Genomic DNA, 12638 nt, shown 5'->3' with positions numbered 1-12638 from the left:
TCTAGCGGCGGATGCCGGAGGCGAGCAGGGCGCTGAGCACGGCGGCGGCGGCCACCAGCGGGAAGATGAGCGCGGTGTTCTCCACGCCGGGCGTGGCGCTCCATGGGTTCTTCTCCACCATCCAGCCGATGAACGGCTCCGCGAGTCCCGCCATGGCGTAGGCGAAGCAGTTCATCACCCCGACGGCGGTGCCGGAGCGGGCGCGGCCCAGCAGGTCCGGAGCCAGCGCCCAGAACGCGGCCTGCGGACCGTAGGCGAAAAAGCCGCAGAGAAAGAGAACCGGCAGCCCCAGCCAGTGGCCCTGCGGCAGCAGATACATGCCCATGGCGGACACCGCCGCCAGCGTCATGAAGGCCATAATGATGCCGGAGCGGCGGGAGTTGCAGAACCGGTCGGAGATCCAGCCGGTGGTCACCGCACCCAGCGCCATGCCCACCGGCAGCGCGATGCTGATCCATTTGCCCGCAGGGTTGCTCCTGAAGTTGTCGCCCAGGAAATGCACCGGCACCCAGATGAGCAGCCCGTAGCGCACGGAGTTCTGGAAGCCGATGGCCAGCCCGGCGAGCAGCAGCCGCCCGTTCGTCAGCGCGGCCTTGTAGCGGCTCCACGATGTTTCCTCCTCCGGCTGCACCTTGTCGTCGTTCGGCTCGTCATGGAAATCGACAAAACCCGCCTTTGACGGACGGTCCCGCGCCACCAGCCAGACCACGATCCCGCCCAGCAGCATGAGCATCACCGGCAGCCGGAAGATCCACCGCCAGTTCAGATGCAACACGTCCAGGATCACCAGCGAGGTGACGTAAGACAGGACCGAGGAAAGCCCCGCCGCCAGCAGGTAGAAGCCGAAAGCTTTCCCCCGCTCGTGCTTGCCGAACCAGTTCGCCACCAGCCGGCTCCCCGGCGCCCAGCCCATGCTTTGCGCCAGGCCGTTGGCGCTCCACGCGACCAACAACGAGCGGAAGCCGGTGCCCAGACTGGTCATCCAGTTGAGCGCGACGGAAAGCACCGCACCCAGGGTCATCATCCGCCGTCCGCCGAAGCGGTCGCCCAGGTTGCCATTGATCGCCTGCCCCAGCGCGTAGGCCCACAGCATGGCCGCGCTGACCCAGCCGAGCGTGTGCTTGTCCAGCCCCAGCTCCGCCTGGATGCCCGGGATGGCGAAGCCGAAGGTCTGCCTGCCGGTGTAGTAGAACAGGTAGCAGAACATCACCGCGCCCAGCACGCGCCTCTGCGCGGACCGGAACGAGGGATCTTCCTGGGAGACAGGGGCCATGGATCAGCGGGTGCCGTTGATGGTGAAGTCGAAGATGTCGAAGTTCCTCGGGTCCCCTGCGGCCAGCGCGGCGTGCTCCGGGGAAAGCGGGCGGCTGAAGATCAGCGGCACCATTTCCTCATAGCGCCCGCCGTGGCTGCGCAGCCCGCCTTCCAGCGCGCTGAGATCATGGTGCTCCGGCGTCCGGCCCAGCACCACATCCCGTCCGGAGGCGACCACCAGATCACCCATCCTGTCGGATGGCAGTTCCATCAGGCGGGCGGCGGTCTCACGGTCGTGGCACTCCGTCACGCCCTGCTTCGCCCGGATCCACGACTGGACCTCCGCGATGGAAAGATGCTCCGGCACATGCACCTGCGCGAAGGAACCCAGCGCGCCATGGTGGACCACGTACGGATCGGTGATCGGCAGGATGACCCGGAAGCCATCGCCGAATTCCTCCACCAGCTCGGTCTCCAGATAGATCACGTTCGGCGTGCCGTCCGCCTTCTGCTTCGCGTTCATGCCGTGGTCCGCGGTGAAGCCGATGACCGCGCCCAGCTCCAGCAGACGGCCCAGCTCCGCATCGATCTGCGCGTGGAAGTCCAGGATCTCCTCTGCCTCCGGAGCGTATTTGTGCTGCATGAAGTCCGTCGTGGAGAGGTAGAGGAAGTCCGCCATCCCGCGCTCCAGCAGGGCCACGCCCGCCTTGAAAACATAGACGCTGGCGTCACCGCTGTAGATCTCCGGCTTTGGCCCGACGATGTCCGTCACATTCCCGATGCCGTGCGTTTCCTCCACCGCGTCCGCCGCCTTTTCCGAGGAGAAGGCGATGCCGCCCTCCGTGATGAGGCCGGCGGCGAAGATGTCGCGCAGCTTTTCCTTCGCCGTGACCACCGCGACCTTCCGCCCAGTCTTCGCGGCGGCGGGAAAGAGCGTCTCCACCCGGACGAAGCGGGAAGAGTTCATCATCACCTCCTCACCACTATGGGTATCGTAGAAAAAATTCCCGCCGATGCCGTGGACGGACGGAGGCCTGCCGGTGACGATGCTGGTGTTGTTCACGTTCGTGAAGGTCGGCATCGCCGCGCGGGCTAGCCCCCGCCAGCCGGAGAGGATCATGCGGGAAAGGTTCGGCATCCGTCCGCGGAGGAGGGCGGCGTCCAGGTATTCGTTCGCGCAGCCGTCCAGGCAGATGACCACGATGGGGGCCGCCGGTGGTTGGTAGGTGCGGCCGTTGACGGTGAAAGGAGTGGTGGAGTGCATGGCGGGCTCAGGCTGGGGTGAGTTCATCGAGGGTGAGGTTGTAGGTGAAGACGCGCTCGCCGCGGCGGTTCACCAGTTCCGCGCGGAGGGCGGCGGGCGCGACGGTGGAGTCCACCTCCACCAGCAGGAAAACATGCGGCTCCACTGCGCTGCGGACCAAGTCCGGGTGGTAGATGTTCAGCGACGGGATGACCTTGTGGTGGATGGGAGAGGCGATGAACTGCACCATCCGGTAGCCGGCGGTTTTCTCCGTCCCCTTGTAGCGCAGCACGCGGCTGGCGTGGATGTCGCCGCCCATCAGCACCACGCCGGAGATGCGGTGTTCCGCGATCCATGCCTCCAGCGCCTGCCGTTCATGGACGTAGGTGCCCCAGTCGTCACTCTCCCGGTTGTCCTTGTCATCCCAGATCATCCCGCAGGCCAGGAACTTGAAGGGAGCGGTGGAGTCCTTCAGTCCCTGCTTCAGCCACTCCCACTGCTTCGCGCCGAGCAGCGACGGCTTGGCCGGATCCACCGGCGACGGTTCCGTGCGGGAGAACCACCGCGCATCGAGCAAGAACACCTCCACCGGCCCGTAGCGGAAGGAAGTGTAGATTCCTTGGTCCCCGTGGCCGCAGGTCCACTGCGGACGGTGGCGGCAGTAGGCGGTGCGGCTGTTCTCCTTGCCCGTCACGCGGCCGTCGGAGTCATTCGCGGCGAAGTCATGATCGTCCCAGGTCCACCAGCACGGGGTGCCTTTCAGCAGCGACTGGTATTCCTCCACCGCGGCGAATTCCGCATGCCGCCGCATCTGCACGTCCAGCTTCGTGCTGTCGATGTAGGGCGTGTCCCCCAGAAGCATGACGGCATCCACTTTCTCTGTAGCGATGCGCGTCCAGACATCGCGGCTCCCGGCATCCTCCCGGGCGCAGGAACTGATGGCAAAGCGGACCTTCGCCGGCTTTTCCGGAGATTGTGGGGTGGTGAAAAATTGGCCCTCATCCTCCCTCACAGGTTTCCCGTTCGACAATATCTGGTAACGATAGCGGGTCCCGGCCCTGAGGCCCTCAACCTTCCAGTGGAGGCAGAAATCCATGGCCTCAGTGGCGGTCTGTTCCACCCTCACCGGATCACCACCGGACTCCGGGCTCAGTTCCAAGATATAATTTCCGGGCTGGCGGACGCGCATCCAGATCACGCAGCGATCCGCCTCCGTGTGGCCGACAATCGGCCCCAGATTGGCATTCGGAGCCTCGTCAGGACTTTCCGCCGCCCTGACGGAAGCCGCGGCGGCGCAAGTGATGGCGGCTGCCACGAACTTCCGGCGGCTGACGGCGGACGGCGAGGAGGAATCGGGCGCTTGCGGGTTCATTGATGCCAGAGAGAAGCAGACCAGAACCCCATGAAAAGTTTCTTTTAAGAAACTTTCCCGACACATTGAATGGCAGGGACGCCATTCCATGGCGTCAGGTGGGGAAGACCCACCCATACCGACCGATGCCATATCTATCCGACGCCCATCCGGAAGAAAGGCACCACCTTACGGGCGGATCTTTTCCTCCGGACCGCCCGGAGGTCGGTCCCTGCCTTTCATCCCTCCCCTATCTCCTCACCCGCCCGCCGAAGCACATCACGCTCACGACCCGGGCATCCTTCGTGGTGTCATTGTAGAGACGGTGGTTCGCCTCTGCATCGAAGTAGATGCTGTCCCCTTCCTTCAAGGCGATGATCTCATCCCCGAAGAGGAATTTCACCTCGCCCTCCAGCACCATGAGGAACTCCTCGCCCTCATGCTGCAGCGCCTCCTGCCTGCCGCCCATCGCGGGGACGCGGATCTCGAACGGCTCCATCGCGCGGTCCGCGCCGCGGGCGACGAGGGACTCATAGTAGTTGTTGAGCCGCGGGTCGTCCGTCTGCGCGCGGTTGCGCTCGATGACCTGCCTCTCCCCGCGCCGCACGACACTGATGGACGGCTTTTCATCCAAGCCATCCAGCAGGTCGGAAAGTTTCAGGCCCAGCGCCTCGGTCAGCTTGGAGAGGGTGACCAGCGTCGGGGTGACGCGGAAGTTCTCCACCTTGGACAGCAGGCCCTTGGCCAGTCCGGACCGCTCCGACACTTCATCCAGCGTGAGTCCGCGCTGGAGGCGGGCGTCCTTGAGGCGTTGGGCGAGTTCGACCAGGTTCACGGTATTTCTTGCGTTGGTTTCTGTCAGCGCGCCGCAGCGTAGATCGCCGGGTGCGGCTTTGGAAACAACATCCGGGTGTCCGTGACGAAACTGGCGCAGCCCGCCGCGGCGTTCCGTTTTCCGGCAAGCTGTGCCGCTTTCCCGTGGAACGGGACGATTGCCATGGCCGAACCTCCCCGGATCAGGCCAGAAAGGATCACCGTTGGAAAATCACGTGGTTTTTCCAACCGCCCCGGCGATGTGAAAGCACCCGGCCTCCCTTCCGTAGGTATCGCCCGGATTTTCCAAACCCGAATTCCAAACCCCAGACAAGACCGACCCATGCGCAACTTCATACCTGCCTTCACCCTTTCGGGCCTCCTGCTCGCCAGCACCGGCTTCGGCGCGGAGCCGGAGAAATACGACCTCGTCATCTACGGCGGATCCAGCGCGGCGGTGGCGGCGGCGGTGCAGGCGAAGAAGATGGGCCGCAGTGTGGTCGTGATCGAGCCGTCCGACCGGATCGGAGGGCTGACCACCGGCGGCCTCGGCCAGACGGACATCGGCAACAAGCACGTCATCGGCGGCATTTCCCGGGATTTCTACCGCGCTGTCCGCACCTGGTATCTGAAGCCGGAAGCATGGAAGTGGGAGCAAAAGCCGGAGGGCGGTGCCTTCCGCGGCACCGGCCAGAGCCAAACCGCGGCGGAGGAGGACACGCTGTGGACCTTCGAGCCATCGACCGCGCTCGCCATCTACCATGACTGGGTGAAGCAGCATGACATCAAGATCATCTACGGCGAGCGGCTGAACCGGAAGGGCGAGACAAAGAGCAAGGACAACGGCTCCGGCTACTGGACCGCCGCGCCCGGCACGGTGGCGGAGGGCGTGGTGAAGGACGGCAACCGCATCACCGAGATCGTGATGGAGTCCGGCAAGCGTTTCGCCGGGAAGTTCTTCATGGACGCCACCTATGAAGGCGACCTCATGGCCTCCGGCGGCGTCGCCTATACCGTCGGCCGCGAGGGCTTCGATGTTTACCAGGAAACACTCAATGGCGTGCAGACGAAGCGGGCGAAACACCACCAACTCGCTGACGGCGTGGATCCCTACGTGAAGCCGGGCGATCCTTCCAGCGGCCTGCTGCCGTGGGTGGACACCACCGGCCCGCAGGCGGAAGGCGCGAGCGACCACCGCATGCAGGCGTTCTGCTTCCGCATGTGCCTGACGGATGTGAAGGAAAACCAGATCCCCTTCCACAAGCCGGAGGGCTATGACGAGCAGTGGTACGAGCTGCTTTTCCGCCACTTCGAGAAAGGCGGCGGCGAGGGACGTTTCCCATGGATCAACTCCCTGATGCCGAACCGCAAGACGGACACGAACAACCGCGACGGCTTCTCCACCGACTTCATCGGCCAGAACTACGAGTGGCCGGAAGGTTCCTTTGACAAGCGCAAGGAGATCCGCGCGAAGCACCTGCTCTATCAGCAAGGCGTGATGTGGAGCCTGGCGAACCACCCGCGCGTGCCGGAGCGCGTGCGGGCGGAGGTTTCCAAGTGGGGCATGACGAAGGACGAGTTCACCGATGGCGCAGGCTGGCAGGGACAGATCTACGTCCGGGAAGGCCGCCGCATGATCTCAGACCTGGTGATGCTGCAGCAGCACTGCCAGCAGGAACGCCCGGTGGAGGACTCCGTGGGCATGGGTGCCTACACCATGGACTCCCACCATGTCCGTCGTCACATCGACGAGAACGGACAGGTGAAGAACGAGGGCGACGTCCAGGTGGGCGGCTTCCCTCCCTACCCCATCAGCTACCGCAGCATCATCCCGCGTGAGCAGGAGTGCGCGAACCTGGTGGTCCCCATCGCCCTCAGTTCCTCCCACATGGCCTTCGGCAGCATCCGCATGGAACCGGTGTTCATGATCCTGGGCCAGAGCGGCGCCACCGCCGTCAGCCACGCCATCGACGCCGGCACCACCCTGCAGAAGGTGGACTATGCGAAGCTGCGCGAGCGCCTGCTGGCGGACGGACAGGTCCTCAACTACACCGCCCCGCCGAAGGACCGCACCAAGCTGAAGGACATCAAATCATTCAAAGGCACCATCGTGGATGACATGGCCGCGAAGATGACCGGCGACTGGGCCCCGTCAGTGCTCCTCGCCGGTGTGGGCGAAGGCACCCACCACGACCACGCCGCGGGCAATGGCAAGGCATCCGCGAAATTCACCGCCAAGCTGCCGAAGGCCGGCACCTATGATGTGCAGGTCGCCTATGTGGCGAACGGCAACCGCGCGGACAACGTGCCGGTGACCATCGCCGCCAAGGACGGTGAGAAGCAAGCCACGCTCAACCAGAAGAAGGCACCCGCCATTGACGGCAGCTTCACCTCCGTCGGCCGCTTCGAGTTCGACGGCGAAGGCAGCGTCACCATCACCAACAAGGACACCAACGGCCACGTCGTCATCGACGCCGTCCGCTGGATGCCGGTGGAGTGATCCACCGCACGGGTTCAGCAGGCTCCCACCTCGATGCGGGATGCCTGCAGGCCCTCGATGACCACTGATGATCCGGCGGCCACCGTGAAACGGTCGCCGGATTTCAGCACCACATCCCCCTCGCCGCTCCTGCCGCTGGTGATCCAGACGGTGCCCTCACTGCAGCTCACCAGTAGCCGCCGCACGGGGGAGAGCCGCACGGTTTCCCGTTCGGAAAGCTCCCGCGACAGGCGGACACTCCCCGCCCGTGCGCCGAAGCAGGCACAGGAAAGGCGGCGGAGAAACGGAAGCGGAGGCAGCACCAGTTGCATGTCCGCATCCTACCCGGTCCCGCCGGAATGGTAATCCACACGCCCTCTGGTTTCCGACCTGCACAGATTTTCACTTTTTAAAAACTGTACAGGCACAATCTACCGTTCCCTGTATATTGTCCAGGTCGGCGCGGTCCGGCACACTCACGGACATGGCCCAGGAACTCGCAACCCCGCTCTACCAGCAGATCGCCGAACGCATGGAATCCATGATCGAGGCCGGTTCCCTGCGTGCCGGGGACCGCATCCCCTCCGTACGCCAGCTCAGCGTCCAGCACCATGTCAGCGTGCCGACCGTCATGCAGGCCTACACCTTGCTGGAGAACCGCAGCCTCATCGAAGCCCGGCCGAAGTCGGGCTTCTACGTCCGCCCGCGCTTCGCCAACGCGCTGCGCGCCCCGGAGGCGGCAAAGTACAAGTCCACCGTCACCTGCCTTTCCGGCTTCGCTTCCTGCCTGTCCATGGCGGATGACATGATCGACCCGTCGCTGGTACCCTTCGGCGCGGCGGCTCCCGGTGCGGAACTGCTGCCGCTGGACAAGCTTTCGCGGCTGACCGCATCCATCGTCCGCCGTTCCCCGTCCGCGGCGATGAAATATGATCCCGCTCCCGGCAGCTTCGCGCTGCGGAAGCAACTCAGCCGCCGCTCCCTGGACTGGGGGTGCAGCCTCTCGCCGGATGACTTCGTGGTGACCATCGGTGCCAGCGAGGCACTCCATCTCGCCCTGCTGGCGACGACCAAGCCGGGGGACACCGTGATCGTGGAATCCCCCGCCTACTACGGCACGCTGAACCTGATGGCGCAGTTGAAGCTCCGCGTGGTCGCCATCCCGGCCTGCTCGGCGGACGGCATCGACATCGAAGCCGTCGGCAAGGCACTGGGCCGTCATCGTGTATCCGCCATCCTGGTGGTGCCGAGTTTTTCCAACCCCATCGGCGGGCTGATGCCGGAGGCCAACCGCCTCGCCCTGCTGCAACTGGCGGAGATGCACAATGTCCCGGTCATCGAGGATGACATCTACGGCGACCTGCCGCACGACGGGCCGCGCCCGCGCTGCATGAAGGCGATGGATGACAACGACAACGTGATCCTCTGCGGGTCTTTCTCGAAGACGCTGGCCCCCGGCTACCGGGTGGGCTACATCGCCGCCGGGAAGTATATGCCGCGCATCATGGAGCTGAAGCACGCCTTCAACCTGGGCGGCTCATCGCTTTCCGCGCTGGCCATCGCGGAGTTCCTGAAGACCGGCGGCTATGAACGCCACCTGCGGAAGCTGCGCCACACCTACCGCCAGCAGGTCTGCAAGATGCGGGAAACGGTGGCCGAGGTGTTCCCGGACTCGACGAAGGTCAGCAACCCGCAGGGCGGATTCGTACTGTGGGTGGAACTGGAGGAAGGCACCGACGTGCTGCCCATCTTCCGGCAGGCCCGCGCCGCGGGCATCTCGTTCGCCCCCGGCCCGCTGTTCTCACCGGACGGACGTTTCACCAACTGCCTGCGCCTGAGCTGCGGCCATCCATGGAGCGAAAAGATGGAAGCCGCGCTGGGCACGCTGGGCAAGATCGTCCACGCGGCGGTGTGACGGGGCAGGCAACAGCTCATACAGTAACTTCCAGCCAAACGAGACATGAGCTTGGTTGTGGCCAGAGCATCCGAGGAAGAGCGACCGATCTTGGACCGGCTGTTGCAGCTCTACCTTCATGAACTTGCGAGCCATGATCATTCCCCGATCGGGGATGACGGTTTGTTCGAATATCGGTGGCGGGATCTCTACTGGAGCAGTCCTCATCGACATCCGTATCTTCTCCGATTCGAAGAAAAGTTGGCCGGTTTCGCTCTCGTGCGATCACGGGAAGAAGGCGAGGTTGGTGAGTGGCAATGGCAAATCGCGGAGTTCTTCATTCTCCCGGCTTTCAGGGAGAGAAAGATCGGCTCCATGAGTGCTCATACCCTCTTGCTGACACGGGCTGGCATGTGGGAGGTTCCGTATGATGTCTCCAACGTGGCGGCCCGACGATTTTGGGCCTCGGTAGCGGCATGTCGTGATTCGACGGCGAAGGCGATCCCGGCAGGGATGGGGCGGGAATGTTTTCTTCTCAGGACAACGGAGGGAAAGGCTGGCAAATCGCCGCTGCGGACGGAGCTTTGACATTCTTCGGATGTGTCGAAGCCATTTCCGGTGATTGATTGCCGCGCGGCGGCGTGACGGAGTCAGGTGGTTTTTTACGGAGCGCTGGCTTCAGCCGGCCTGGTTGGGATGCGGATTCTCCGGTGCCGGCTGAAGCCAGCGCTCCATCCCGTACGCCCCCCCACCTCAAGCGTGGCGTGCGCTGAAGAAGACCTCCATGCGGTGGTTGAGGTCGGCGTAGAAACGTTGCTTGATGGCTTCCAGCGCCTCGCGCTTGTGGCTTTCCGCGATGCCGATGTTCTGCTCCTCCATCTTCATCTTGTCGGCGAAGGCACGCTCCATCTCGATCAATGAATCAAGGAACTCCCGCGCGGCGCGGGTGTGCTCCACGCCATCGACCAGCGCGTGTTCCAGCCGTTGGTTGCGGGTGACGGCGATGAGGTTGCCGCTGGAGAGCTGCTCCATATACCGGCTGCGGCTCTGCTTGTAGGCCTTGTGTTCGGACTCGAAGGAAATCTCATCCCGGTCCACCAGGGAGTCATACGGACCCGGCTTGGTGAAGAACTTCACGATGAGCGGGATGGTGTCCACCAGCATGAAGAGGGCGGTGAGGATGAGGTAGGTGTAGAAGGCGAACTGTCCGCCCTCGCTGCCGGCCTCGAACAACGCGTGCAGCGCGAGGGTCTGGGTCAGGATGTCCTTACGCGGCTCCGCACGGATGGCGGCCAGACGGTCCGACTCCTCCGCGACGACGGCGGTCAGTTCCCCCTGCACCCCTTCCAGTTCCTTGATGCGGCTGTCGATCTGCTGCTTGATGGTTTCCCGCAGCGCGTTCTGCTGGGTGACGAACTGCTCCGCCTGATCTTCTTCCACCTTCTGCTTCAGTCCGGCGACGCGGGCAGCCTCCGCCTGGTTCGCTTTCTCGATCTCCGCAAGCTTCGCCTCGAAGCCACCGATGGCCGTGGCCTCCGCCTGGCGCGACTGGGTCTGGAGGTTCGCCTTTTCCGCGGTGAGGTGTTCCAGGAGCGCACCCATGCGCTTCGACTCCTCCCGGCGCGGTTCCAGTTGGTCCGCCCGGATGGAGCGCGCGCGCGGCCCCTCCCCGGACAGGCCGGAACGCTGGCCGTTCAGCTCCCGCTCGAACTCCGCCTGCCAGAAGCCCAGCTCCGTCTGGAGCTTCGCATACTGCGGACTCAGTTCCTCGAACTGCTTGTCCACCACCGTGAGACGCTCGCGGAATGGCGCGGTGCCTTCGTCGATGGCCGCCTTCAGTTCCTTCTGCTGCTCCGCGGTCAGGCCGGGGATGGCGGCGTCCGCGTTCTCGTTTTCCTGGAGGATGAACTTCGCCTGGAACGACTCGTTCCACTTCTGCCGCTGTTCCGCGATGGCGGCTTCCAGCTTGGTCAGGTTGGCGCGGACCTTTTCCTTCTCCGTTTCAAAGCCGGAGCGGACCACCTCGATCTCCGCCGCGCGGTCCTTCTCGATCACCGAGGAAACGGTGTCGCGGAACAGCAGGAGCACCAGCGGGTGGGCGATGGTGATACCCATGAGGATGGCCACCAGCAGACGCAGGCTGAACTGCGCCCCCTTCCGCACGAAGGAAAGATACGGCCGGTAACCGGCGAGCAGGGCACGGTCGATGGTTAGGATGATGAACGCCCACACGGCGGCCACCGGGTAGATCACCCGCGCGTTGTCCGTCAGCGTGGAGAGCGCGTAGGCGCAGGCGATGAACGCGAACATGCACGGGACGAGCACCGTCGCGCCGAAGGCGACGTATTTCCGTTGTTCCCAGTTCGGGCATTGTTCGAGGGTGTGGGTGCCGGCCCCGGAGAGCCAGAAGAAGGCGCGTTTGATGGCGTGCATGGAGGTGGAAAGCGAGAGAGACTGCCGGGAGAAATGGAAAACAGGAAGCGCGGGCGACGGTGCCCTGTGAAACTGGACTTACGGACACGGCGGGGGGAAATTTCATTTCATTTCAAAAATATTTCATGGGATTCTCAAAGCATGGTTTTCCGCACCGGGATGGGTGGGTTTGCAATCGGAAACCGGATATGAATCAGAAAGCGGCTTGCGGTCCGTCCCGGATTTTGATACATGGACCAGCCAAACCCCGATCTCCTGATGTCCCCCACCACCAACCGAGGCACCGGCCTTTTCCTTTCCGCCATCGCTTGCATGGCTCTGGCCACCGGCTCCGCGCGGGCCGTCCTGCTGGTCCTGGATTTCAATGACCTCAACGTGGCCGGCATCAACGGCCAGGGCGGAGGGACGGGCTTCAGCGGAACCTATACCGGCAGCGCGAACAGTGCCATCATCGCCTCCAACCTCACCTCCAGCCTGTATAACATGCCGCAGAGCGGCAACGCCCGGGCATTCCGCGGGGCCAATACCAACGGACTCCGCCAGAGTTTCCGCACCGTCACCACCTCCCCCGTGGGAGAGGTCTGGTTTTCATTTCTGGTGGAAACCAGCACATCCGCCTCCGGGGCGAGCTATGAAACCGCGGGCATCTCCCTCAACTCCCCCTCCACCGCCACCCCGTTCGACAACACCGGCAACGTGTACGCCTACATGACGGGGAACGATCTTTACTATTCCTTCGGCGCGGGCACGGCTGCCAGCGTCAACATCACCCCCCGCCCCGCCGACACGGCGGTGGATACCCTCACCCTCATCGTCGGGCAGTTCATCATCGGCGGAAGTGGCGCGGCGGACACGGTGAACCTCTGGGCGAACCCCAACCTGACGGCCAATCCGGACATTTTCTCCTACTCCACGGTCTATTCCAGCAGTGCGGTGAACTTCCTGGACAGCATCACCACGCTCGGCCTGGTGGGGCATCAGGTCGGCACGCTCGGCGGCGGCGTCATCGACAACGTCCGTTTCAGCGACGGCGGAGGAAATGCGGCGCAGGCCTTCTTCGATGTCACCGGCGTACCGGAGCCGTCCGGCCTCGCGCTGGCCCTGCTGGGGGCCGGTGGTTTCCTCGCCCGACGCAGGAGATAAGGCGAGCGGCGGTTTTTCCGCCTCGACT

Annotated in this window: 11 protein-coding genes; 4 read left to right on the top strand and 7 right to left on the bottom strand. The window is 64.2% G+C overall.

Going from position 1 to position 12638, the window contains the following annotated elements; all coding sequences use genetic code 11:
• Position 1 precedes the first annotated feature (1 nt).
• The 5 genes from KF712_00890 to KF712_00870 form a co-directional block, all read right to left on the bottom strand.
• On the bottom strand, positions 2 to 1273 hold the full coding sequence (locus tag KF712_00890; protein MBX3739516.1) for an MFS transporter: 1272 nt from the start codon (positions 1271 to 1273) through the stop codon (positions 2 to 4).
• 3 nt (positions 1274 to 1276) lie between these two features.
• The gene (gene phnA, locus KF712_00885; protein MBX3739515.1) at positions 1277 to 2518 is read right to left on the bottom strand and encodes a phosphonoacetate hydrolase; all 1242 of its coding nucleotides are present in this window, start codon (positions 2516 to 2518) and stop codon (positions 1277 to 1279) included.
• 7 nt (positions 2519 to 2525) lie between these two features.
• A complete protein-coding gene (locus tag KF712_00880; GenBank protein MBX3739514.1) occupies positions 2526 to 3869 on the bottom strand; it encodes an alkaline phosphatase D family protein in 1344 nt (447 codons plus the stop codon).
• Positions 3870 to 4098: 229 nt separating this feature from the next.
• Positions 4099 to 4683 (bottom strand): cupin domain-containing protein, encoded by a 585-nt coding sequence (locus KF712_00875; protein ID MBX3739513.1) that lies wholly within the window; start codon positions 4681 to 4683, stop codon positions 4099 to 4101.
• Between the two features lie 23 nt (positions 4684 to 4706).
• Complete coding sequence (locus tag KF712_00870) at positions 4707 to 4847, bottom strand: hypothetical protein (protein ID MBX3739512.1); 141 nt, start codon at positions 4845 to 4847, stop codon at positions 4707 to 4709.
• Between the two features lie 157 nt (positions 4848 to 5004).
• Between KF712_00870 and KF712_00865 the strand changes: the two genes are divergently transcribed.
• A complete protein-coding gene (locus tag KF712_00865; protein ID MBX3739511.1) occupies positions 5005 to 7161 on the top strand; it encodes an FAD-dependent oxidoreductase in 2157 nt (718 codons plus the stop codon).
• Positions 7162 to 7175: 14 nt separating this feature from the next.
• Here the strand turns inward: KF712_00865 and KF712_00860 are convergent, their stop codons facing one another.
• A complete protein-coding gene (locus KF712_00860) occupies positions 7176 to 7472 on the bottom strand; it encodes a DUF2917 domain-containing protein (protein MBX3739510.1) in 297 nt (98 codons plus the stop codon).
• Positions 7473 to 7624: 152 nt separating this feature from the next.
• Between KF712_00860 and KF712_00855 the strand changes: the two genes are divergently transcribed.
• Both KF712_00855 and KF712_00850 read left to right on the top strand, forming a co-directional pair.
• A complete protein-coding gene (locus KF712_00855) occupies positions 7625 to 9055 on the top strand; it encodes a PLP-dependent aminotransferase family protein (GenBank protein ID MBX3739509.1) in 1431 nt (476 codons plus the stop codon).
• A gap of 45 nt (positions 9056 to 9100) precedes the next feature.
• Positions 9101 to 9622, top strand: coding sequence for a GNAT family N-acetyltransferase (locus KF712_00850; protein ID MBX3739508.1), 522 nt, complete (start codon positions 9101 to 9103; stop codon positions 9620 to 9622).
• 165 nt (positions 9623 to 9787) lie between these two features.
• Here KF712_00850 and KF712_00845 read toward each other — a convergent pair whose 3' ends face one another.
• Positions 9788 to 11467, bottom strand: a complete 1680-nt coding sequence (locus tag KF712_00845; GenBank protein ID MBX3739507.1) for a DUF4407 domain-containing protein — start codon at positions 11465 to 11467, stop codon at positions 9788 to 9790.
• Between the two features lie 258 nt (positions 11468 to 11725).
• Here KF712_00845 and KF712_00840 point away from each other — a divergent pair, with 258 nt between their 5' ends.
• Complete coding sequence (locus KF712_00840; GenBank protein MBX3739506.1) at positions 11726 to 12610, top strand: PEP-CTERM sorting domain-containing protein; 885 nt, start codon at positions 11726 to 11728, stop codon at positions 12608 to 12610.
• Positions 12611 to 12638 lie beyond the last annotated feature (28 nt).

This window comes from Akkermansiaceae bacterium (assembly GCA_019634595.1).
GTDB lineage: Bacteria > Verrucomicrobiota > Verrucomicrobiia > Verrucomicrobiales > Akkermansiaceae > Luteolibacter.
The sequence above is the reverse complement of the archived record's forward strand: the minus strand, read 5'-3'. Positions and strand labels throughout refer to the sequence as shown.